Genomic DNA, 20755 nt, shown 5'->3' with positions numbered 1-20755 from the left:
TGGTCAATTTGTAGGCACTTTCATATCCAGGGCTTTCCATCAGGAAGGCAGAATAGTGTTATACTGAACACAGTTAAATGGATTTAGGAGGAAGAACCATGGAACAGAACAACATGCTCGCAATGATTCTTGCGGGTGGACGCGGAACGCGGCTGTTCGATCTGACGAAGAAGACTGCCAAGCCGGCGGTTTACTTCGGCGGAAAATACCGGATCATCGACTTTCCGATTTCGAACTGCGCCAATTCCAACATCAACGTTGTCGGCGTCCTGACTCAGTATGAACCCGTGCAGCTGAATGCCTATGCAGGTGCCGGACAGCGCTGGGGCCTGGATACCAGGGGAAGCGGAGTCTATGTACTGCCGCCTTCGGAAAAAGACGGAACCAAATTCGATGTCTATGCCGGCACAGCTGACGCCATCACGCAGAACATCGATTTCATTGATGAATTCGATCCCGAATATGTGCTGATTCTCTCCGGTGACCACATCTACAAGATGGACTACGACCGGATGCTGTCGGACCACAAAGCCAACAGTGCAGACGCCACCATTGCGGTCCTGCAGGTCCCCTGGAAGGAAGCCAGCCGGTTTGGCATCATGGCTGTCAACGACGAGAGCATGATCACGGAATTCCAGGAAAAACCGGCGGAACCCAAGAGCAACCTGGCCAGCATGGGCATCTATATTTTCAACTGGAAGCTGCTGCGCAGGGAACTGCTGCTGGATGCCAAGAACAAGGATAGCTCCCACGATTTCGGCAAAGACATCATTCCGGCCCTTCTGGCACAGGACAAGCGCCTGTATGCCTGGCAGTTTGACGGCTACTGGAAGGATGTGGGAACGATCGATTCCCTGTGGGAAGCCAACATGGACCTTCTGGACAAGAAGAGCGGCCTGGACCTGGATGATCCCAACTGGAAGATCTACACCTCCGATGTACCGGTTCTTCCTCATTATGTGGGAGCCACGGGCAAGGTCGAACACTGCTACATCAACCAGGGTGCCACGATCAATGGCACTGCAAAGGATTCTGTCCTGTTCAACGGTGTCACCATTGACGAGGGTGCTGTGGTCGAGCAGTCTGTCCTGATGCCCAATGTCCACATCGGCAAGGGTGCAAAGGTATACCGTGCGATTGTTGCCGAAGACATCAAGGTGGATCCGGAGGCGGAAGTCGGGTCTCTTTCCAGCAAGGAAATCAAGCTTGTCGCCAAACGTGTGAAGAAAGGGGAGTAAGCCATGTTCAATGCACTTGGCATCGTTGCCTACAACGACAACAGCATTTACGTGGAGGGGCTGGAAAAGCACCGTCCGATTGCGGCCTTCAACTTCCTGGGCCGGTACCGGCTGATGGATTTCCCGGTTTCCAACATGGCCAATTCCGGCATGGACTGCATTGATGTCTATACCAACGGAGATCCCAAGGTCCTGTTTGAACACGTGGGAGACGGCCGTCACTACAACATCAACTCCAAGCATGGTCACGTAGGAATCATTCCTGTGTTCACCGACGGACAGCGTCCGAGCACTGTGCCCGATGTACAGCAGTATTACAACAACCTGTACCAGATCGAGCGCGATGTGAACGAGTTCGTGATCATTGCCCCGGACAACTATATCTACAAATGCAACTACGCCGACCTGCTGGATACCCACGCGGCTTCCGGTGCGGATGTATCCATTCTGTACCAGAAAATCGATACAGCCAGGGAAGAGTTCATCAACTGCGACATCCTGGAATTCGACAAGGACCACAGGGTCACGGCGATCGACCGCAACCGCGGGACGAACAAGAACCGGAACCTGTCCCTGATGACCTATGTCATGAGCAAGAAGGTATTCGTGGACCTAGTGAAGAAGGCGCGCGCCACTTCCGCCATGTTCTGGTTCCGTGACATCCTGAATGCCAGCTGTGCCGACATGAACATCAAGGCAGTCAACTATCGCGGTCATGTATATTCCATCTATGATCTCCGATCCTACTTCCAGAGCAACCTGAAGATGCTCAACGAAGAGAACTTCAAGGACTTCAACGATCCCGACTGGCCGATCTACACCCGCACCAATGATTCCGCACCGGCTTCCTACCTGCCCGGCGGCAGCACCAACCGCACATTTGTCTCCAACGGCTGTCAGATTGCCGGCGAAGTCACAAACTCCATCGTCGGACGCGGTGTGACCATTGGCAAGGATGCAAGTGTGGACAACTGCGTCATCCTGCCCGGTGCAGAAATCGGCGACAATGCCAACCTGTGCAATGTCGTGATCGACAAGGGCGCACACATTGTCCACAAGAAGGACCTGGCCGGCACTGTGGATGAACCGGTCTACATTGACAGAAGGGAGACTGTCTGATGGCATCGGTTCTCATGGTCGCTTCCGAAGGTCTCCCGTTTGTCAAAACCGGCGGACTGGCGGATGTCATTGGTTCTCTTCCCGGTGCCCTGGCCGACCAGGGTAATGAAGTGAAGGTGGTTCTTCCCCTGTACCGCAAGATTGCGGAAAAATACATGAACGACCTGTACTTCTGCTGCGAATACACAGTGTCCATCAACTATCATGAAGTGCCTGTCCGCATCTGGAGCACCATGGTGGGACCTGTGGCATTCTTCTTTGTACAGCACCAGGGATATTTCGAACGGGATTCCCTGTACGGCTATGACGATGACGGTGAGCGTTTCGCCTATTTCCAGAAGGCCGTCATCGAAATGTTCAACCAGCTGAACTACTGGCCCAACATTGTGCACTGCCACGACTGGCAGACAGCCATGATTCCCTGCATGGTACGGGAAACGCATGATCACGATGACCGGTACCGCCGTCTGAAATTCGTTCTTACGCTGCACAACATGGCGTATCAGGGCAACTTTGGTCCCGAAATGCTGGATTCCTGCCTGGGACTTCCCTGGTACCTGCTGGACAACGGCAATGTCCGGTATGACGGTGGTATTTCCTTCCTGAAGTCCGGTATTCTGTACAGCGACAAAGTTACCACTGTATCCCCGACCTATGCGCAGGAGATCCTGACACCGCAATTTGGCGAACACCTGGAAATGGTACTCAATATGCGCAAGTACGACCTGTGGGGCATCGTGAACGGAATCGACCTGTCTGTCTGGAACCCCGCAACAGATCCCGCCATTCCACATCACTACAACAAAGTGAACCTCAAGGCCAACAAAGCGAAGGACAAGGCTGACCTGCAGCGGGAACTGGGCCTGGAAGTCAATCCGAATGTCATGCTGGTGGGGGTTGTATCGCGCCTGACCTGGCAGAAGGGATTCTATCTGCTCATGGAACAGCTCTCCGCACTTGCAGCCGCCCCGATCCAGCTGGCAATTCTTGGCAGCGGTGAAGCGAAGATCGAGGATGCGTTCCGCAACATGGAGAACGAACACAAGGGCAAGGTGTGCTTCTACCGAGGCTACAACGAGGACCTGGCACACCGGATCTATGCAGGCAGCGACCTTTTCCTGATGCCGTCCCTGTTCGAACCCTGCGGTATTTCCCAGCTTTGTTCCATGCGGTATGGAACGCTTCCGCTGGTACGTGAAACCGGCGGTCTGAAGGATACCGTCACGCCCTACAACGAATATGACAAATCCGGCAACGGATTCAGCTTCTCTTCCTACAACGCCAACGAGCTTATGCATACGCTGTATTATGCAGCAGATGTGTACTACAACCGGAAAGCCGACTGGGAAACGCTGCAGACCAATGCCATGAATACGGATGTATCATGGGCGAAATCCGCGGCCACCTACAATCAGCTGTACAACGAACTGGTTAACCGGTGAAAGTGGGAGTCAGCGCCTGCCTGATGGGAGAGCGCTGCCGGTATGACGGGAAATCGAAAGCCAATCCGGCGGTACAGGCATTTCTGAAAGACCATGACTGTATCCTGGTCTGTCCTGAGTGTGAAGGCGGACTGAGCTGTCCGCGGGTACCGTGTGAACTGAAAAACGGCCGGGTGATCGGTCGTGACGGCATGGACTATACAGTGGCCTATGAGCGGGGTGCACAGCGCTGCCTGGAGAAGGTCAAAGACTGCGATCTCGTCATTCTTCAGCCGCGCAGTCCAAGCTGTGGAGCCACTCAGGTCCACGACGGCAGCTTCAGCGGCGAGCTGGTTCCCGGACAGGGGATCTTTGCTGCCAGGCTGAAAGAGTCGAATATTCCGGTTCTGGAAGCGGATGCATTTTGACGAACCCGTTATTGAGTTTGAAAACCGAGTAGCATAAAATATTATCGAAGTGTAAAACAGGAGGAAATCAATCATGAAACAAGTCACAGTTACAGTAATCGATCCGGTAGGTCTGCACGCACGTCCGGCCACCGTTGCAGTCAACGCAGCCAGCAAATTCAAATCCGACGTAAACGTTGCATTCAAGGGCCGTGAAGTGAACATGAAGTCCATCATGGGTGTTATGTCCCTGGGCATCCCCACACAGAGCGAAATCACGATCTCCGCAACCGGTGACGACGAAGAAGCTGCCATCGAGGCAATCGAAGAAGTGCTCCGCGCTCAGAAGATCATTGCCTGATACCAGAATTGAGATTGAACAGAAAAGGCTCCTGTCGAGCCTTTTTCTCTGGCCTGGCTGCAGCAGATTTTCCTGGCACTCCAAAATTGGATAGGGAGGAAGACTAACCCCATCCAAAGATACCTTAGGGTTTCCGTTACCCTACAGAGCTTTGGAGTTTGAACATCACAGTAAGCACTCAGGGGCTGTCCACTTTGTGGGCAGCCCCTGATTCTACTTGTTTTTCTTCTTTTTCACAGCCTTACTGCCGAACCTGGGCTCCAGAGAATATGTCGCTTTTGGATCGAGCACATACATTACACGATTCCTGAACCTGACCCAGTTGGTAAAGCCATAGGAATTGTGTTTCATGCACTTGATCATTTTGTTGCGGTTCTCAATGATCCCGTTGTGGAGCCTTACGCTTTTGATCGTATATTCGCTCCTCCTGTTGACCATGTATTCAACAGTCACTGTGTTGAAGGAATTGAAGATCTCATCTCTCCATTCCTTCATCGTTCTGGAGAATCCGTTCATCTCTTTGATGGAACTGTTCCTGAACGCTACATAAGTTTCGTTGAACAGCTGTTCTCCTGCTTTATCATATGTTCCCGACTCATACATGTGAGTCAAAACCCTTTTCAAACGCACTGCTTCTTCCAGTTCAGGGTCGATACCCAGAAGAATCTCCCGCAGCTGCAGGAGCGTCATATATTTTTGAAAATGTCGGTTGTATTGTCCTTCTCTCCCTGGGTCAAAGATATCCAGATCCTCATCTTTTGAGAGGAGCCAGTGGAAATGCTTCAGTACATAATACTGGTCAGAGGTTTTCTGCCAGTCAGCGGATATCCTCTGCCAGCACGGATCGTCCCGGTATCTTTCCCTTGGGAAGTCGCTTTCCACGGCCTTCATTTCTTCCTTCAGCCTTTCCCGCCTGGCTCTGGTCCTGCTCATGACCCGGATCCTGACTTTTGTCAGCCTGCGGGTGAATTCCTGCATCACATGGAACCTGTCCACCACGCCAATGGCGTTGGGGAAGCAGGCTTTCACCATTTTCCTGTAAGCCGGGTACATATCGAAACAGACCGCTTTGACTCCGAGTCTTTCCTCCTCGGGGATCAGACTCATATATTCAAGCAGTGAAGGGAGCCAGCGGTTTGGAAGCAGATCCACAGGTGTCTGCTTTTCGAAATCAAGGAGCAGACATACATACTTGCTTCCCTGGGTCTTCATCGCATAGACCTCGTCTATGCACAGGAGTGACGGTAGCTTCTTCCTGGGGATCTCCACATGGGCGTCGAAGATATTGGACACCGTGGTGGCTGAAACGCAGTATTTGCGGCCTACCGAAGCAAAGGTCTGGTTGTAGTCCTTGAGATCCTTCAATATGTCGAATACGACTTTATCCGCGATCTTCCCCTTTTTCTGAACGAAAGGAGAAGGCTCATAGTAGGTGCGGTGGCAGGCTGGGCATTTGAACCGTCTGGCATGATAAAGCAGGATACAGTCCCTGCCAGTTCCATCCGCATATTTGATCTTCTTTGGGATATATTCCTTCACTCTGGGATGCGGGCAGCCGCAGTCAGGGCATGGATCGTGATCATTGGTGAGAATGACACGCAGTACAGGACGTTTGTCGGACTGTCTGGTATAACTGATGTCCTCGATCTCCCCTGGTTCCAGCCCGAAAAAGTCCACCATGAATTCTTTTTCTGCATTCAACACGGTATTCCTCCTGTTCACGATGTCATCATCGCAGAGGATACGGGGTGAGTCATAAAAGCTGTGTGGAATGGTGGAAAACTTTGTGCGATCTCATATCTAGACATTTGGAAAAGCTGTTTATTCCTGTCTTTCCAGGCTAAAAGACACAATTCCTCCAGCGTGGCGTCTAAGAATAGTGAAAGGAAATCAGACCAGTATTGGGCGATGTGTTTGGAGATATAGCGGATCACGACAGGAGGCAAAGCGTAACGGGCAAGTTCGCACTCTGCCTGACGGAGAGTGCGATCAGGGCCTTTGAACAGGCCGGCCTTGACCGCTATCAGGAATTGTGCCAGCAGCGGAACGCGGGAGAAGGGAACAAGTTCAGCGGGGATGAGGGCATGAGTTTTACCGCATACGGAACATTTTGCACGCTGGATCAGCACCTCGTCACGAACGCCGTTTACGGGACTTTCGAAACTGCGGAGATAGGAACCATGACGGTACAGCTTACCATCATGGCAATCAGGGCATTTCCTGGTACCAGCGAAGAACCTGTTACAAGTTTTTTGATATCCATTCTGGAAAGATGAATTGATTTCAGGGTGATTTCCCGGTACCATAATCATGTCATTAGACAGGGAGCGGCAGAACTTGACGGCAATCAATTGGGCTCTGCTCCTTTTTTTGTTTCATCACAAAGTTCCTGATATCACTGTTTCAGTGACTGGAAGGGGGTACTGACTCCCTCCTTAAGCGGAGAACTGCCAAAGTATCTTCATTCAGCCACTTTCACCAATAAACACAGGGAAATCTTCGATATTCTCTCCCTATAACTCCTTAATTCAACTATAACAAAACAAGGCAGCTTTAGAACCTCCATGAAGGTTCGGAGCTGCCTTTTATGACTTTGGTGATCGACCCTAAGGTCGCTTTATTGAAGGGGGTGGACCCTGTCCAATTTTGCGTATTCATTTTCCTGGAGAGTACAAAGACAGCCGGTCAGAAGTGTATGATATTTGCTATAATGTAACCGATATGAGAGTAGGAGGAACTCACGAATGTCCATTGTTGAAGAACGCTATGAAAAATGGGTAAATCATCCGAACCTGGATCCCAGATACAAAGAGGTCCTGGCTGAGATGACCCCGGAAGAAAAGAACGATGCATTTTATACAACCATAGAATTTGGCACCGCCGGTATGCGCGGCCTTCTGGGACCCGGCACCAACCGGATCAACATCCACACGATCCGCAAAGCCACTCAGGGGTTTGCCGAATACATCAAGGAACATGGAGAAAAAGCCTGCGAAGAAGGAATCGCGATTGGCTACGACAACCGTCATATGTCCAGGGAGCTCGCATTTGACTGTGCCGACCTGCTGGCCAAAAACGGCATCAAGGCCTATGTTTTTAAATCCCTGCGTCCGACGCCGGAACTGTCTTTTGCAGTCCGTCACCTGGGCTGCTTTGGCGGAATCATGATCACAGCCAGCCACAATCCGAAGGAGTACAACGGATACAAGCTGTATGATTCCAAGGGCTGCCAGCTGGTCCCCGATCTGGCTGCACAGGTCATTGACAGAGTCAATGCGATTGACGACGAACTTGCCATTGAAACCAACATCACAGAAGACCAGAAGAAGCTTGTGCAGGTCATCGGCAAGGATGTGGACGAACCCTATTATGAGAATGTGCTGTCCATTCAGCTGAACCCGGATGTGGAAAAAGACATTACGATCGTATTCTCTCCAGAACACGGAACAGCCAATGTTCCTGTACGGGAGATCTACAAACGCACCGGATACCACGATATTCCTGTGGAAGAACAGTGCACTCCGGATCCCGACTTCTCGCAGACCCCGACTCCGAACCCGGAACAGCCGGGTGCCTATGAACTGGCCCTGAAATATGCCGCAGACAACGATGCCGATATCATTCTTGTCTGTGACCCGGATGCGGACCGTATGGGCGTAGGTGTAAAGCACGATGGAGAGTATGTGGTCATGACCGGAAACCAGTCCGGTGCAGTTCTGCTCGAATACATCCTTTCCCAGCTGCATGCCCAGGGCAAAATGCCGGACAACCCCGTGATGTTCAACACTGTTGTCACCAGTGATCTGGGAGAAAAAGTGGCAGCAGATCACGGCGTGGAGACAGAAAAGACCCTGACGGGCTTCAAGTTCATCGGCGAGAAAGTGGCCAAGTATGAGCAGACCCACGAGAAAAACTATGTCTTTGGCTACGAGGAATCCTATGGTTCCCTGATCAAGCCGTTTGTACGAGACAAGGATGCACCCCAGGCCTGCCTGATGCTGGCCGAAGCGGCTGCGTATTACAAGAAACAGGGCAAGGACCTGGTGGATGTCCTGAATGACCTGTATGCCAAACACGGTACCTATGAGGAATCCCAGGTGGCTCTGTCCCTGGCAGGTGAAGCCGGTGCAAAACGGATCCAGCAGATCCTTTCCGATCTGCGAAAAGACGCTCCGAAGGAAATCGCCGGAGAGCCTGTCGTGAAGAGCGAAGACTACAAGGAAGAAATCATCGAGGAAAACGGCGAGAAGAAACCGCTGACCGGCTTCGTGAAATCCGATGTGCTGAAGTACTACCTGGAAGACGGTTCCTGGATCGCGGTCCGTCCCTCCGGTACAGAGCCCAAGTGCAAGTTCTACTATTGCGTAAAGGGTTCGGACAAAGCAGATGCACATGAAAAGACAGAGAAATTCCAGCAGGCCATGGCTGAGCTGACGGGAACGGCGGAATAGCTCTTCATTCACGATCCCATACTCTGAATCACAAAAGGGCAGACCGCAATTGATGCTGGTCTGCCCTTTTCCGTTTCAGGATTTTGTCTGCAGCTGTAGCCATATGGGGGAAACGAAACAGGAAAGGGAGGATCACTCCCCCCTGAATTCGATGATTTCAACAGTTTCTTCTTCCAGAACAGTGTCCTTCATGCGGAGTTCATCCAGAAAATGCTCCATTCGGTCACAGGCTTCCTTGATGTGATCGAGACTGTAGGCGTAACTGATCCGGATATGGCCTTCGCCTGAATCGCCGAATGCGGTACCCGGGACACAGGCCACTTTCTGTGATTCCAGCAGCCTGGCACAGAATTCCTCGCTGCTCAGTCCGGTGGATGTGATGTCGGGGAATACATAGAAGGTGCCGTGCGGCAGAATGGTGGGCAGTCCCATGCGGTTCAGCCTGCGAACCAGCAGATTTCTTCTCCTGCGATAATCCTCCCGCATATGTTCAATGTCCGAAATTCCGGCTTTCATGGCTTCCACGGCTGCATACTGTGCAGGTGTGGGAGCGGCCATGATGACATACTGGTGTACCTTGTTCATCATGGAAGACAGAGCCGCAGGTGCCAGCAGATAGCCCAGGCGCCAGCCGGTCATGGCAAAGGCCTTGGAGAAGCCGTTGATGACAATGACCTGTTCCCGCAGTTCCGCGAACTGGGCCGGAGATGCAAACTCGCCGTCAAACAGAAGCTCGGCATATATTTCATCGCTGATTACGTAAATGCCGGATTCCAGGAGGATCGGGACTAGCTTTGCATAGTCATCGGCAGTCATGACACCACCGGTGGGATTGGAGGGGAAGTTGAGAATGATGGCCTTTGTCCGGTCTGTGATTGCTGCAGCCAGGTCTTCCGGCAGCAGCTTGAATTCGTGTTCTTTGGTAATGCGGATGGGAACGGCCGTACCGCCTGCGAGTTCAATGGCCGGGGTATAAGCAACATAGTTGGGGTCCAGGACGATCACTTCATCTCCAGGCTCCACCAGGGTACGCATGGTGAGGTCCACCCCTTCAGAACCGCCGACCGTGACGATGATTTCCTTTTCCGGATCGTAAATCTGGCTGTAGCGTTCTTCATGAAACCGGGCGATTTCCCTGCGCAGCTGGATCAGTCCGCGATTGGCCGTGTAATGGGTATTGCCGTCAATCATGGAATCGATGGCACTTTCGCATATGTGCCAGGGAGTCGGAAAATCCGGTTCGCCAACTCCCAGTGAGATCACGCCTTCCATGGTACTTGCCAGATCGAAGAATTTCCGGATGCCCGAGGGCTTCATGGCAGCCACGGTGCTGTTGATCGGTTTGGTCATGGTGTCACCACCAGCCTTTCATTTTTCTTTTCGTCTTCGTCCTTCATCATGATGCCATTTTTCTTGTATTCCTTGAGAACGAACAGTGTTTTGGTGCTGGTCACGTCTTCCACGGCAGAAATTTTGTCATATACGAATCGTGCGACTTCAAACATGGTTTTTCCTTCCACCAGGCACAGAAAATCGCAGTCTCCCGACAGCAGATACATCGTGGATACCTCCGGATAGCTGGCAATCAGACGGGCGGTCTTGTCATAGCCCCGGTCTCTGGTGGGACGACAGTCCACCTCGATGAAAGCCATAACTTTTTCGTCCTTGAGTCCCCGGTTGTAGTTGATGACGGTATGATAGCCGCAGATGATCTTGTCATTCTCGAGACGCTTTACTTCCTTGCGGACTGTGCCTTCTTCTTCATCAAGCATATCGGCAAGGTCCCGCGCACTGAGACGTGCATCTTTCTCGAGCAGATCGAGCAGGGCATTGGTGTTCATGGAGAACCTCCTTTTCAGATGATATGGTTTTCATTTTAGCACAGAATGAAAATGCCTGAAACAGGAGGGGAGTCTGACAGGAAGCGGTTTCAGGGCGCACTTCAGAGTGGGAGGACTGACTGCTGTTTTGCGACTCCAGGACTAAGGAAATATCGCCGCTCGCAGCACCCGTTCGGACCGGGAGAAGAGCCACTTTGCACAGGAAGACTGCAGGATGCGAAGACCCTGTAAAAGACTCTCCGCAAGAAGACCCGCCGGGAAGGAAACACCTCTCCGTAAGCGCTTCCAGAAAACGGCTCTCATTGACAAAAGAAGGCGCGGCGCTATAATTACATTGATACTAAAAGGAGGATTTACTGAACATGACAGTAAAAGTTGCACTGAATGGTTTCGGCCGTATCGGACGTCTTGCATTCCGTCAGATGTTTGACGACCCCAACTACGAAATCGTGGCAATCAACGACCTGACAAGCCCTGAAATGCTGGCTCACCTGCTGAAATACGATTCCACACAGGGAACCTACAAGCTGGCCGACAAAGTGTCCGCTACTGAAGATTCCATCATCGTGGACGGCAAGGAAATCAAAATCTATAAGGAAGCCGATGCATCCAAACTCCCCTGGGGCGAAAAGGATGTTGACGTAGTCCTGGAATGCACAGGATTCTACACATCCAAGGCCAAGGCTCAGGCGCATGTTGATGCCGGTGCCAAGAAAGTCGTTATTTCCGCTCCTGCCGGAAACGACCTGCCGACCATTGTTTACAACGTAAACGAAGAAACCATCGGACCGGATGACAAGATCATCTCCGCTGCATCCTGCACAACCAACTGCCTGGCTCCCATGGCAAAGGCCCTGAACGAACTGGCTCCGATCAAATCCGGAATCATGACAACCGTTCACGCTTACACCGGTGACCAGATGACTCTGGATGGCCCGCAGCGCAAAGGCGACAAGCGCCGTTCCCGTGCAGCAGCCGTTAACATCGTTCCGAACAGCACTGGTGCTGCCAAGGCCATTGGTCTGGTTATCCCCGAACTGAACGGCAAGCTGATCGGTTCCGCTCAGCGTGTTCCTGTTCCCACAGGCTCCACCACAATCCTGGTTGCAGAAGTTGAAGGCGAAGTAACCGTTGACCAGATCAACGAAGCCATGGCTGCTGCACAGACAGAAAGCTTCGGCTACAACACAGAAGAAATCGTTTCGTCCGATATCATCGGCATGAAGTACGGTTCCCTGTTCGATGCCACTCAGACAATGGCAACTCCGACAGGCGACGGCAACACGCTGGTACAGGTTGTTTCCTGGTACGACAACGAAAACTCCTACACTTCTCAGATGGTTCGTACGATCAAGTACTTTGCCGAGAAGGACCACGAAGCAGCTGCAGCATAAACAGTGATCTTCCTGAAGGACACCGGATGGTGTCCTTTTTTCATACCCGGCTGCCGGTTGAATTAAACTGCGGAAACTGATACGGTATTTTACGGAATCAACAGAAAAATGAGGTGATTGTATGGCCATCAAGCAGCGCATCACGGACGACGAACGGGATGAACTCACGAAAGACGTGGATGATCTTGACAAGGCGTATATAGAGAGAATGAAGGAAGCCGGCATCAGCGAGGATCTCCTGGCACAGTTCCGGGATCTGTCGCTGGAAATGCGACCGGTGGAGGACGGAGAATGAGGCTGTTCAACTCAAGGACCGGCAACGTGGAAGTCCTCCAGCCCCTGGAGCCCGGAAAAGTCTCGATGTATGTATGCGGTCCCACTGTCTACAACTATCCGCACATTGGAAATGCCAGGCCCATTGTTGTATTCGATACATTGAAGAAGGCACTGGAAGCAGAGGGATATGCAGTCAACTATGTCTCCAACTACACTGATGTGGATGACAAAATCATCAAGGCTGCCATGGAAGAAGGCACAGACGAGAAGACCGTGACTGACCGGTTTATCGAAGCCTATGCACAGACCCGCCGGGATCTGAATGCGGAGCAGCCGGATGTCTCTCCTCGTGTAACCGAAACCATGGATGAGATTATCCGCTTCATCGGCGATCTGGTGGAAAAAGGGGCTGCATACCAGGCCGGCGGCGATGTATATTATCGTGTTTCAAGCGATCCCATGTACGGTGAGCTGTCACATCAGCGGCCGGAGGATCTGGAAGTCGGTGCAAGAATCGAGGAAAGCACCGTCAAGGAAAACCCGCTGGACTTCACGCTCTGGAAACAGACAGACAAGGGTATCCGATGGGATTCTCCGTGGAGCAAAGGTCGTCCGGGCTGGCACACCGAGTGTGTCGTTATGATCCAGGATGTGTTCGGCAAACCGCTGATCGACATTCATGGCGGGGGAATGGATTTGAAGTTTCCGCATCATGAAAATGAAATCGCACAGTGCCGGAGCCTGCATGACACTTCGCTGGCCAATGTCTGGGTACACAATGGCATGATCAACATTGATGGCCTGAAGATGTCCAAGTCACTCGGGAATGTGTGGTGGGCCAAAGACCTCATTGCGCAGTTTGGTGGCAATGTGGTGCGCTGGGTCATGATCACCACCCACTACAGAGCCCCGCTGAATCTCAATGAAGAGGCATTTTCGGCAGCAGCCAGGGAACTGGAAAAGATCCGAACAGCCATGAAGCAGGCGTCTGTCAAACTGCAGCTTGCTGACTGGAGCAGGACACCTGATCTGGAGGAAGGACTCTGGAAGCAGTTTATGGATGCCATGGATGACGACCTGAATACACCCAATGCAGCGGCTGTCATCTTTGAGGCTGTCAAGAAACTGAACCAGGCGGCAAGAGCCAGGGAACTGGATGGTGACCTGGTGGCTTCGCTTCTGGAAACGCTCACCCGCATGCTGCATGTCATGGGCATTGAATTCACCCTCCCTGTCCTGACTGCAGGCGACAGGGAACTCTGGCATCGGTGGAAAGCCGCGGTCAAGGCAAAGGAGTTCGGGACTGCCGATGCCTGCAGAGCCGAGTTGCAGCAGCGGGATATCCTCTGATGGAAATCGTCACGGAAAATGCTGTTACACTGGCATGGCTGGGCGATGCACTGATGAATACGTACATCCGGGAACACCTGTTGAAAAAAGGGTATACCCGGGTGGATGACCTGCAGAAAAAAAGCACACGATACCTGTCGGCAAAGGCGCAGAGCAGGATGCTGCGCCAGCTGGAAAAAGAAGGCTTCTTCCTGGAGGATGAAGCCGTCATCCTGCAACGGGGCAAGGCAGCCCGCATCCATACAAAGGCAAAGAACGCAGACGTACGCGAATATCTTCAGGCAACGGCCCTGGAAGCACTTCTGGGGTACCTTCATCTGTATCATCACCCGGACAGACTGAAGATGCTGCTGACACGTCTTGCACAGATTGGAGATGAATCCCTTTGATCGTATACGGAAAAAATGTGATCAGTCAGCTGGAAAACGATCCTTCTGCCGTGGAGGAACTGTATGTTTCTTCCACACTGAAAGACCGTGAATTCCGGAAAAAAGCCGAAGCTCTGAACCTTCCGGTCGTGGAAGTGCCCAGAAGCCGTCTGGATCAGCTGACTGGCGGCGCAGCACACAATGGCGTTGCCGCCAGAGTACGGGAAATTCCCACATATTCTCTGGAAACACTGCTGCAGAAAAAGAAAAACGCCAAAGGGTTTTACATCGCTCTGGACGGCATTCAGGATCCCCACAATCTGGGGGCGATTCTCAGAACTGCGGACTGTGCCGGAGCCGATGGAGTGATCATCACCAGACATCACTCTGCTTCGCTGACACCCGCTGCGGTGAAAGCCAGCACCGGTGCGGCTTATACAGTACCGGTGGCTGTGGTGACTAACCTTTCGCAGGCACTGAAATCCCTGAAGGATCAGGGATACTGGATCGCGGGCACCGATATGAAAGATGCCAGGGATTACCGGGATGGCATGTATGAAGAGCCGACGGTCCTGGTGATCGGGTCGGAGGGAAAGGGCATTTCTCCTCTGGTCAAAAAACAGTGCGATTATATTGTGACATTGCCGATGCATGGAAGCGTGACTTCACTCAATGCTTCCGTGACAGCGGCGATCCTGATGTACGAAGTGGAAGCCGCCCGGCGAGGCCGGTAGCAGCGGGTTCAGCCGGAAGTACTCTGAAAGGCTGAACTATGGAAAACAATATCAATGAACTGATTTATCTGTATCATCTACGGGACCCGGAAGCACTGGCTCTGCTGATCGAAGCCTATCATCCGCTGACAGCCAGTCTGCAGTCCCTGACACCGCCGGATATGGAACCTGAGGATTATCGCCAGGTTGCCGATGCTGTCCTGGTCGAGTGTCTGAACTCCTGGCGGCAGGACCTGAATCTTTCTTTTTCCACGTACTATAAGTCGGTCCTGGTCAACCGAATCCGGACACTGGGACGCAAGTGGGCCAGAAAGCAGCCGGATCCGGGCGCCACATTTGTAAGTCTGGATGATGTCCTGCCTGACGGTGACCGTTCGGTGCATGAGTCCATCGAAGATCCCAGGGTCAATGTAGCCCGGCAGGTCCAGGCCCGGTATCAGCTGGATGCACTGTACCAGTCTGTCTGCAAAGACAGGGGAGCGCAGGCGGCAAGGGTTCTCAGCATGCGGTCCATGGAATATACACTGAAGGAAATCTGCGAGAGGACCGGCCTGTCCATAGGCAGGGTACGGTATATTCTGCGGGATGCGGAAAGGCAGAAGCCGGATCCTGGCTGTATGTGAAGAAAATTGACAGTGCTTGCCTGAAGAAGGTATCATTAATGATTGTAAGGAAGTGAAACTATGGCGGATAAAGTCACTTTGGTCTGTACGGAGTGCCTTAGCCGGAACTACTCCACAGAGAAGAACAAGAAAAAAAGCACGGAGCGGCTTGAACTGAAAAAATACTGCCCCCGCTGCAAAAAGCATACGCTTCACAGAGAAACAAAGTAGGGAGACAGCATGAGCAAGGAAAAGAAAGAAGCAGTGTATTCACCTGCCGGCATTTTTCGCGAACTGAAAAAGGTTCAATGGCCGCGGTTCGGTGAACTGATGTCCTCTTCAGGACTGGTCATCGGCTTTACGCTGCTGTTTGGATTATATTTTTTCATCTGCGAACTGGCCGCTTCCAGCCTGGTAAGCTGGATTGTCAGTCTGTAGGAGAACATGCACAGACATCGTCTGTGCTGTTTTCCGTTGTTATGCGGTTCAGCGGGAACCGTGAATGAATGAAATGAGGGCGAAACATTATGGCAGAAGAACTGAAAAAACAATGGTATGTGGTCAATACCTATGCCGGTCAGGAAAACCGCGTCAAGGAAAATCTTGAGCGCCGGATCAAGACCATGGGTCTGGAAGATTCTCTGTTCCAGATCGTGGTGGCGGAAGAAAAGGAAGTGGAGTACAAAAACGGCAAGCGTGTCGAGAAAACCCACAACCTCTTTTCCGGCTATGTGCTGGTCCAGATGATCATGACCGACGAAGCATGGTATGTTGTCCGAAACACCCCGGGTGTGACGGGATTTATCGGATCGTCCGGCAAGGGTGCCAAACCGTTCCCGGTGAGCCAGGAAGAAATCGACTCCGTTCTCCGGCGGCTGGGACATGACAGCACGCCGGTTCAGGCTGACTTTGCAGCAGGGGATGAAGTGGAAATCATCGGGGGTGCCTTTGAAGGCAGCACTGGCAAAGTGGAGTCCATGGATGACGAGAAACAGGAAGCCCTGGTTTCCCTGATTATTTTCGGGCGGGAAACCAGCACGGAAATTCCCTACGGAGATTTGAAGAAGGTCGGCGAATGAAAACGCTGGTCCTCGACCTGGATGGTACCATGTATCGGGGGCCGGAGCCCATTGAAGCCGGCATCCGTCTTGTCAAGAAACTTCTGGCCCAAAACCGGCCGTTTCTGTTCCTGACAAACAACTCCATGCGCACACCGGCGCAGAATGCCCGCCACATGCTTGAAATGGGCTATGAAGGGATCCTGCCGGAGCATTTCTACAACAGTGCCATGGCCAGTGCGGCCTGGGCCCGCAGGAATCTGGGAACCGAAACCGCTGCGTTCATAGGCCAGGAAGGCATGAGGGAAGCGCTGGAACAGGAAGGGATCCGCATCACGGATCGGGCACCGCAGGCTTTGTTTGTGGGACTGGACAAAACCATGGACTATGCCGGCTACAGCCGTGCGCTGGGTCATCTGCTGAATGGTGCAGCCCTGATCGGAACAAACAAGGACCGTATTCTGGCAAAACCAGGGGGGTTCGAAGTGGGAAACGGCTCGGTAGTGGCCCTGTTTGAATATGCCTCCGGGCAGAAAAGCCCGGATATTGGCAAACCGCATGCTCCCATCCTCGATTTCATGCTGGAAAAACACGGACTGCGCCGCGAGGATGTCATTCTTGTGGGCGACAATTTGGAAACGGATATAGCGTTGGGATACAATAATCACGTAAAGACGGTTCTGGTGGAATCCGGGGTACACAACCGGCATGACATCGACCATCTTGGTATGGTTCCCGACCTGGTGATCGGTTCTCTTGATGAACTGACTGCCATGATCGAAGACGGCAGCATTGACCGGCTTTGATCCTTTTGATTAGGAAGCGAGAACTACAATGGAACAGACACTGAATATCTGCCTGATGATCGTATCCGGTATCATCATCATTCTGACACTGCTGCAGAGCGGGAAATCCGACGGACTGTCCGCCGCCTTTACCGGCAGCGGCGATCTGAATCTGTTTGCGGTACAGAAAGAGCGGGGACCTGAGAAGGTGATCAGCCGCATGACGCTGATCTTCGGCATCATCTTCTTCGGACTGGTACTCGCACTGCAGATTGTTTAAAGGCCGGATGGCCTTTTTTTTGAAAGGAGCACCCATGAAAGATCGGCTGATCCTCCTGTTTAAGGAATCACCAGAACGCACGCTGTCTTCTCTGGAACAGCAGCTGCACATAGAAAACAAGGAACAGAGAGAGGACCTCAAGGACACACTGGCGCAGATGGAAGATGAACGCCTTGTCTGGAAGGACGGCGATGTTTGGCGCTGGATCGGCGAGGACTACTTTGTCGGGCGCCTGAAAGACATTTCCAAGTTTGAGTTTCTCGTCGTCAACGGCGACCAGAAAGTGTATGTCCGGAAATCCAATGGAATGGATGCCTTTGACCGGGATGAAGTCCTGGTCCGCAAATCCGCCGGCGGAAACCGGATCATCCACATATTCAAAAGAGGCATCGAAAATATCACCGGCGTCATCCTCAAGACCCGGGATGGATGGAAATTCCGCAGTGATGTGGATCTGCACACGGCCTTCCGGCTGACGAACGCCAAAGAGTTTTCCCTGGCCAACAACACCAAGGCTGTGGTGAAAGTCGTAGACTACACCAGACCGCTGGGTGTGAAAATCATCCGTCTTCTGGGCCCGGCCTCACAGAAAGGCGTGGACATCGAAGCCATGCTGTATGAAAACAACGTCCGGATGGAGTTTCCCGAAGAAGTGATCACTGAGACCTCCAAAGTGCCGTCAACGGTCAGCGACCGGGAACTGGAAGGCCGCTCCGATTTCCGGGATCTGCTTACCGTCACCATTGACGGCGATCACTCCAAGGATTTCGATGATGCGATTTCACTGGAAAAAACCGACAAGGGATACCGCCTGTATGTGCACATCGCGGATGTGTCTCATTACGTCAAGGAGGATTCGCCGCTGGACAAGGAAGCACTCCTTCGGGGCAACTCTGTCTATGTTGTGGACAGAGTCGTGCCGATGCTGCCCTTCGAGCTCTCCAACGGGATCTGCAGTCTGAACCCGGACGTGGACCGGCTGACACTGACGGCTGTCATGGATCTGGACAACAACGGCAATCTGATGGATACAGATGTTGTGGAGTCAGTGATCCATTCTGACAAACGATGCACCTACAATGACGTAAACCGGCTTCTGGCAGGAGACCCGGCTGTCCAGGAAGAATACCAGGATGTCAGGGATATGCTGAAGAACTTTGAGGAACTGACGCACAAACTCCAGGCCAGGAGCAAGGAGCGGGGATACATCAGCTTTTCCACAAAAGAGCCGACCATTGAACTGGATGACAAAGGCCGTCCGGTAAACATTTACGTGGCTGAACGAGGGTTTTCCGAACAGATGATCGAAGAAGCGATGATCATGGCGAATGTGGCTGTGGCCAAATTCCTGGATGAAAAGAAGATCCCCGGCATATTCCGTGTCCATGAAACCCCGGATCCGGAAAAAGTCGCAACGGTTCTGAACATGGCAAAAGCACTGAATGTTCCGGCGGATTTTTATCCGGATGAAGTCAGTGCGAAAGACATCCAGAAATTTCTGGACACTATAGAAGATGAAACCAGCCGGGATGTCCTGAGCATGGTGGCCCTTCGTTCCATGCAGAAAGCCCGTTATGATTCCGAGGATATCGGTCATTTCGGCCTGGCACTTGAGGACTATACACACTTCACAAGTCCGATCCGCCGGTACAGCGATCTTGTGGTTCACCGGATGCTGCGCAAGTATTTCTTCAATAAAAATGCCGATCAGACAAAAATGAAGGGTGAACGCAGGAAAATCCAGAAGGAAGCCGAACACATTTCCACCAAGGAACGGGAAGCCATTACCATGGAACGCCTTGTGAATGATTACGAAGCTGCCCGGTACATGGAAAAGAAAGTCGGTCAGCGGTATCAGGGAACTGTGGTCGGTGTGGCAAACTTCGGGTTCTTCGTGGAGCTGGACAACACGGTAGAAGGCCTGGTACCCTGTCATTCCCTCACCGATGATTTCTATCGGTATGACGAAGGAACGATGACCCTGGAAGGGGAAAACAATCACAAGACCTATCGCATGGGACAGAAAGTGGATGTTGTCTGCACAGATGTGGATGTCCCGAGAGGGAAAATCACCTTCGGTCTGGCATAGGAAGTCTGACAGCATCGGCTGACCACCTGCTGCAAAAACTCAACAGCATCATAAACGGCAGGCCTCGGCGCTTTTGAGTTGACCGGAGCCTGCCGTTTTCTGTATCATATACCTGTAAGTTAGTTATCACTAACGATAATCGTGCAGACTGCACGACAGAAAGCGAGAACCGACGATGAAAAAACTCGTGCTGATTCGCCATGGCGAATCCGAATGGAACAAAGAAAACCGGTTTACTGGCTGGACCGATGTGGAACTCAGTCAGAAGGGAAGGGAAGAAGCCCGGCAGGCAGGACAGCTGCTCAAAAACCAGGGATATTCTTTCGACAAGGCCTATACCTCCGTGCTGAAACGTGCAAATCATACGCTGGATGGTGTACTTCTCGAACTCGGGGAAACTGATATCCCCGTAACCCGCAGCTGGAAACTGAACGAGAGACACTATGGTGCGCTGCAGGGTCTGAACAAAGCCGAAACGGCTGCAAAATACGGAGATGAGCAGGTCCATGAATGGAGACGCAGCTGGGATGTACGGCCCCCTCTGCTGGATTCTGACGACAAGCGGAATCCGGTCCTGGATCCTCTTTACAAAGGCGTGCCTGCAGATGAACTTCCGCTGGGGGAATCTCTGAAGGATACCGTCCGCCGGGTTGTGCCGTTCTTTGAGTCCGATATTGTGCCTGAGATCAAGGCAGGGAAGAACGTTGTGATTGCAGCCCACGGAAACTCACTTCGGGCCCTTGTCAAATTCCTGGATCACATCAGCGATGACGACATTGCAGGACTGGATATCCCAACCGGCGTTCCGCTGGTATATGAGCTGGATGACGATATGAATCCTCTGAGACACTATTATCTCGGGGATCCCGAGGTCATTCGCGCCAGGGAAGAAGCCGTAAAGAACCAGGGCAAGGCAAAAGAATAGAACAGTTAAAACAGGGACCCACCGACGGAGAAGTCCCTGTTTCTTTTTGTTTTACG

Annotated in this window: 23 protein-coding genes; 19 read left to right on the top strand and 4 right to left on the bottom strand. The window is 52.2% G+C overall.

Annotated elements, in window-relative coordinates:
* The first annotated feature begins 98 nt into the window (after positions 1-98).
* From aalo17_RS06335 to aalo17_RS06315, 5 genes are all read left to right on the top strand, one after another.
* Positions 99-1238, top strand: coding sequence for a glucose-1-phosphate adenylyltransferase (locus aalo17_RS06335; protein WP_067557064.1), 1140 nt, complete (start codon positions 99-101; stop codon positions 1236-1238).
* A 3-nt stretch (positions 1239-1241) separates the two neighbouring features.
* On the top strand, positions 1242-2357 hold the full coding sequence (glgD, locus tag aalo17_RS06330; RefSeq protein WP_067557061.1) for a glucose-1-phosphate adenylyltransferase subunit GlgD: 1116 nt from the start codon (positions 1242-1244) through the stop codon (positions 2355-2357).
* Positions 2357-3799: a glycogen synthase GlgA gene (gene glgA / locus aalo17_RS06325; protein ID WP_067557059.1), complete on the top strand. Its 1443-nt coding sequence runs from the start codon at positions 2357-2359 to the stop codon at positions 3797-3799. The genes glgD and glgA overlap by 1 nt, the downstream gene beginning before the upstream one ends.
* Positions 3796-4206 carry a 2-thiouracil desulfurase family protein gene (locus aalo17_RS06320; RefSeq protein WP_075884527.1) on the top strand — a complete coding sequence of 137 codons (411 nt, stop codon included), beginning with the start codon at positions 3796-3798 and terminating at the stop codon, positions 4204-4206. Before glgA ends, aalo17_RS06320 begins: the two co-directional genes overlap by 4 nt.
* Positions 4207-4279: 73 nt before the next feature.
* Complete coding sequence (locus tag aalo17_RS06315) at positions 4280-4546, top strand: phosphocarrier protein HPr (RefSeq protein WP_067557056.1); 267 nt, start codon at positions 4280-4282, stop codon at positions 4544-4546.
* 213 nt (positions 4547-4759) lie between these two features.
* On the opposite strand, the gene aalo17_RS06310 is transcribed toward aalo17_RS06315, so the two are convergent.
* Both aalo17_RS06310 and aalo17_RS12605 read right to left on the bottom strand, forming a co-directional pair.
* Complete coding sequence (locus tag aalo17_RS06310; RefSeq protein WP_158507742.1) at positions 4760-6250, bottom strand: ISL3 family transposase; 1491 nt, start codon at positions 6248-6250, stop codon at positions 4760-4762.
* A 14-nt stretch (positions 6251-6264) separates the two neighbouring features.
* Positions 6265-6897: a DUF6431 domain-containing protein gene (locus aalo17_RS12605; protein ID WP_145907555.1), complete on the bottom strand. Its 633-nt coding sequence runs from the start codon at positions 6895-6897 to the stop codon at positions 6265-6267.
* Positions 6898-7290: 393 nt separating this feature from the next.
* On the opposite strand from aalo17_RS12605, the gene aalo17_RS06300 reads away from it, so the two are divergent.
* A complete protein-coding gene (locus aalo17_RS06300) occupies positions 7291-8997 on the top strand; it encodes a phospho-sugar mutase (protein ID WP_420806560.1) in 1707 nt (568 codons plus the stop codon).
* A 132-nt stretch (positions 8998-9129) separates the two neighbouring features.
* Here aalo17_RS06300 and aalo17_RS06295 read toward each other — a convergent pair whose 3' ends face one another.
* Both aalo17_RS06295 and aalo17_RS06290 read right to left on the bottom strand, forming a co-directional pair.
* A complete protein-coding gene (locus aalo17_RS06295) occupies positions 9130-10347 on the bottom strand; it encodes a pyridoxal phosphate-dependent aminotransferase (RefSeq protein WP_067557047.1) in 1218 nt (405 codons plus the stop codon).
* Positions 10344-10838, bottom strand: coding sequence for an Lrp/AsnC family transcriptional regulator (locus aalo17_RS06290; RefSeq protein WP_067557044.1), 495 nt, complete (start codon positions 10836-10838; stop codon positions 10344-10346). The genes aalo17_RS06295 and aalo17_RS06290 overlap by 4 nt, the downstream gene beginning before the upstream one ends.
* Positions 10839-11200: 362 nt before the next feature.
* Here aalo17_RS06290 and gap point away from each other — a divergent pair, with 362 nt between their 5' ends.
* From gap to gpmA, 13 genes are all read left to right on the top strand, one after another.
* A complete protein-coding gene (gene gap, locus aalo17_RS06285) occupies positions 11201-12232 on the top strand; it encodes a type I glyceraldehyde-3-phosphate dehydrogenase (protein ID WP_067557041.1) in 1032 nt (343 codons plus the stop codon).
* Between the two features lie 121 nt (positions 12233-12353).
* The gene (locus aalo17_RS12960) at positions 12354-12527 is read left to right on the top strand and encodes a hypothetical protein (protein ID WP_178390028.1); all 174 of its coding nucleotides are present in this window, start codon (positions 12354-12356) and stop codon (positions 12525-12527) included.
* Positions 12524-13858 carry a cysteine--tRNA ligase gene (gene cysS / locus aalo17_RS06280; protein ID WP_067557038.1) on the top strand — a complete coding sequence of 445 codons (1335 nt, stop codon included), beginning with the start codon at positions 12524-12526 and terminating at the stop codon, positions 13856-13858. The genes aalo17_RS12960 and cysS overlap by 4 nt, the downstream gene beginning before the upstream one ends.
* Complete coding sequence (locus aalo17_RS06275; RefSeq protein WP_067557035.1) at positions 13858-14247, top strand: Mini-ribonuclease 3; 390 nt, start codon at positions 13858-13860, stop codon at positions 14245-14247. Before cysS ends, aalo17_RS06275 begins: the two co-directional genes overlap by 1 nt.
* Positions 14244-14960 (top strand): 23S rRNA (guanosine(2251)-2'-O)-methyltransferase RlmB, encoded by a 717-nt coding sequence (gene rlmB, locus aalo17_RS06270; RefSeq protein ID WP_082743279.1) that lies wholly within the window; start codon positions 14244-14246, stop codon positions 14958-14960. The genes aalo17_RS06275 and rlmB overlap by 4 nt, the downstream gene beginning before the upstream one ends.
* Before the next feature lie 38 nt (positions 14961-14998).
* Entirely contained in the window at positions 14999-15583 is a 585-nt protein-coding gene (locus tag aalo17_RS06265) for an RNA polymerase sigma factor (RefSeq protein WP_067557029.1), read from the top strand.
* A 60-nt stretch (positions 15584-15643) separates the two neighbouring features.
* On the top strand, positions 15644-15793 hold the full coding sequence (gene rpmG, locus aalo17_RS06260; RefSeq protein ID WP_067557026.1) for a 50S ribosomal protein L33: 150 nt from the start codon (positions 15644-15646) through the stop codon (positions 15791-15793).
* Positions 15794-15802: 9 nt separating this feature from the next.
* Complete coding sequence (gene secE, locus aalo17_RS06255) at positions 15803-16000, top strand: preprotein translocase subunit SecE (RefSeq protein ID WP_067557023.1); 198 nt, start codon at positions 15803-15805, stop codon at positions 15998-16000.
* A gap of 89 nt (positions 16001-16089) precedes the next feature.
* Positions 16090-16641, top strand: coding sequence for a transcription termination/antitermination protein NusG (gene nusG / locus aalo17_RS06250; RefSeq protein ID WP_067557020.1), 552 nt, complete (start codon positions 16090-16092; stop codon positions 16639-16641).
* On the top strand, positions 16638-17426 hold the full coding sequence (locus aalo17_RS06245) for an HAD-IIA family hydrolase (RefSeq protein ID WP_067557017.1): 789 nt from the start codon (positions 16638-16640) through the stop codon (positions 17424-17426). Before nusG ends, aalo17_RS06245 begins: the two co-directional genes overlap by 4 nt.
* 28 nt (positions 17427-17454) lie before the next feature.
* Positions 17455-17685: a preprotein translocase subunit SecG gene (gene secG, locus aalo17_RS06240; protein WP_067557015.1), complete on the top strand. Its 231-nt coding sequence runs from the start codon at positions 17455-17457 to the stop codon at positions 17683-17685.
* A 34-nt stretch (positions 17686-17719) separates the two neighbouring features.
* The gene (rnr, locus tag aalo17_RS06235) at positions 17720-19774 is read left to right on the top strand and encodes a ribonuclease R (RefSeq protein WP_067557012.1); all 2055 of its coding nucleotides are present in this window, start codon (positions 17720-17722) and stop codon (positions 19772-19774) included.
* Between the two features lie 175 nt (positions 19775-19949).
* Entirely contained in the window at positions 19950-20699 is a 750-nt protein-coding gene (gpmA, locus tag aalo17_RS06230) for a 2,3-diphosphoglycerate-dependent phosphoglycerate mutase (RefSeq protein WP_067557009.1), read from the top strand.
* Positions 20700-20755: the final 56 nt, after the last annotated feature.

Source organism: Faecalibaculum rodentium (genome assembly GCF_001564455.1).
Lineage (GTDB): Bacteria > Bacillota_I > Bacilli_A > Erysipelotrichales > Erysipelotrichaceae > Faecalibaculum > Faecalibaculum rodentium.
This window is presented reverse-complemented; position numbering and strand designations above follow the sequence as displayed.

Excerpts from the sequence above, each read along its gene's own strand:
- cysS (WP_067557038.1), top strand. The coding sequence starts at position 12,524 with ATGAGGCTGTTCAACTCAAGGACCGGCAACGTGGAAGTCCTCCAGCCC.
- aalo17_RS06265 (WP_067557029.1), top strand. The coding sequence starts at position 14,999 with ATGGAAAACAATATCAATGAACTGATTTATCTGTATCATCTACGGGAC.
- aalo17_RS06290 (WP_067557044.1), bottom strand. The coding sequence starts at position 10,838 with ATGAACACCAATGCCCTGCTCGATCTGCTCGAGAAAGATGCACGTCTC.
- gap (WP_067557041.1), top strand. The coding sequence starts at position 11,201 with ATGACAGTAAAAGTTGCACTGAATGGTTTCGGCCGTATCGGACGTCTT.
- nusG (WP_067557020.1), top strand. The coding sequence starts at position 16,090 with ATGGCAGAAGAACTGAAAAAACAATGGTATGTGGTCAATACCTATGCC.
- aalo17_RS06245 (WP_067557017.1), top strand. The coding sequence starts at position 16,638 with ATGAAAACGCTGGTCCTCGACCTGGATGGTACCATGTATCGGGGGCCG.
- aalo17_RS06300 (WP_420806560.1), top strand. The coding sequence starts at position 7,291 with ATGTCCATTGTTGAAGAACGCTATGAAAAATGGGTAAATCATCCGAAC.
- secG (WP_067557015.1), top strand. The coding sequence starts at position 17,455 with ATGGAACAGACACTGAATATCTGCCTGATGATCGTATCCGGTATCATC.
- rnr (WP_067557012.1), top strand. The coding sequence starts at position 17,720 with ATGAAAGATCGGCTGATCCTCCTGTTTAAGGAATCACCAGAACGCACG.
- glgD (WP_067557061.1), top strand. The coding sequence starts at position 1,242 with ATGTTCAATGCACTTGGCATCGTTGCCTACAACGACAACAGCATTTAC.
- glgA (WP_067557059.1), top strand. The coding sequence starts at position 2,357 with ATGGCATCGGTTCTCATGGTCGCTTCCGAAGGTCTCCCGTTTGTCAAA.
- gpmA (WP_067557009.1), top strand. The coding sequence starts at position 19,950 with ATGAAAAAACTCGTGCTGATTCGCCATGGCGAATCCGAATGGAACAAA.
- aalo17_RS12960 (WP_178390028.1), top strand. The coding sequence starts at position 12,354 with ATGGCCATCAAGCAGCGCATCACGGACGACGAACGGGATGAACTCACG.
- aalo17_RS06315 (WP_067557056.1), top strand. The coding sequence starts at position 4,280 with ATGAAACAAGTCACAGTTACAGTAATCGATCCGGTAGGTCTGCACGCA.
- aalo17_RS06275 (WP_067557035.1), top strand. The coding sequence starts at position 13,858 with ATGGAAATCGTCACGGAAAATGCTGTTACACTGGCATGGCTGGGCGAT.
- secE (WP_067557023.1), top strand. The coding sequence starts at position 15,803 with ATGAGCAAGGAAAAGAAAGAAGCAGTGTATTCACCTGCCGGCATTTTT.
- aalo17_RS06335 (WP_067557064.1), top strand. The coding sequence starts at position 99 with ATGGAACAGAACAACATGCTCGCAATGATTCTTGCGGGTGGACGCGGA.
- aalo17_RS06295 (WP_067557047.1), bottom strand. The coding sequence starts at position 10,347 with ATGACCAAACCGATCAACAGCACCGTGGCTGCCATGAAGCCCTCGGGC.
- rpmG (WP_067557026.1), top strand. The coding sequence starts at position 15,644 with ATGGCGGATAAAGTCACTTTGGTCTGTACGGAGTGCCTTAGCCGGAAC.